General features: G+C 59.1%; 2 protein-coding genes. One reads left to right on the plus strand and one right to left on the minus strand.

The window, feature by feature from the left end; translation table 11 throughout:
• Positions 1 to 243 (plus strand): hypothetical protein (locus AC0B9F_RS38590; protein ID WP_472010533.1); only part of this gene is annotated, 243 nt, incomplete at its 5' end.
• A gap of 247 nt (positions 244 to 490) precedes the next feature.
• On the opposite strand, the gene AC0B9F_RS38595 is transcribed toward AC0B9F_RS38590, so the two are convergent.
• On the minus strand, positions 491 to 1,016 hold a 526-nt coding region (locus AC0B9F_RS38595), incomplete at its 5' end, for a hypothetical protein (RefSeq protein WP_472010535.1).

The following is a 1,016-nucleotide window of genomic DNA, read 5'->3' on the forward strand; positions in this document are numbered from 1 at the left end:
TCCGAGCGCCATGATCAACACGCTGCTGTTCACCCTTCACAAAGTCTGTCGCGGGACCTATTCAGCGAATCGAGGAACAGGGATGTCACGCCCCACCAACGGCCATGCGCCTTCAGCAGTCCGGCCGAGTGGAATCTCGGTGCTGACAATATCGGCTACCGAGTAGGCGATACGCCCACATCGTCGGCACTGGCCGGGCAACTGCTGAAAACGGATCATGGCCCAATGTTCGTCGCACAGTAGATAGTCCACGGGGGCGTTGCCATGACAACAGTCTTTGACCACCGCTGCCCACCTCGCTGCGCGCACGAAACCGACAGGGTCACCGGCAAAGTACTGCGGGTGCTCGGCGCAGAACTCGCACGGAAGTTCAGTCTGCACGACATCTGACTTCGCGTCCCTCGCTCGCTCGTCCATGCTGCAATCCTCTCCTCCACTTCCCCGTCCGAGAAGCATTCGTGTTCCGAAACAATCCTGAAGTGTTCAACCCCTAGCGTCGGATGCTTCTTACTCGATCGAGATGCCAGCGTGCGCGCTCGGACAACTCACACACCGTTGCGTGTTCGAGGACATGCGGCGCTGCCAACGTATTCGAACCTGTGCCGATCAGTCTGGCCGCATACTGATCGAAGAATGTCACCAATGTTCGAGCACGCACCACCGGCATCCGAGAACCGATAGGACCGGACGCCTCGTTCGCCAAACGTTCGAAGTGTTCGACCAGCCCGCGAAGCTCGCGATCAGGGACAGGGCAGTCGAGAAGTGCACCGAATCTACCGACCTCACTCACATTCTCGACATGCGCCGGCGTCTTGTCGCCGCTGTGAGCTCGTCGTACCAACTCCGTCAGAACCTTGATCCCTTCCGGAGAAGTAGGCATCCGGTGAACATTGACGGTGATTCCGGTGGCTGCTTGAAGAGCATGAAATTCATCCAGTGCGGCAAGTCTTTCGTCATCGCGCTCCGGAGTGTCTTCCGCATCGAGATCCGCCGCGAGCCGTGCTGCGCATCCGTGC

This window comes from Streptomyces sp. NPDC097129 (assembly GCF_055668065.1).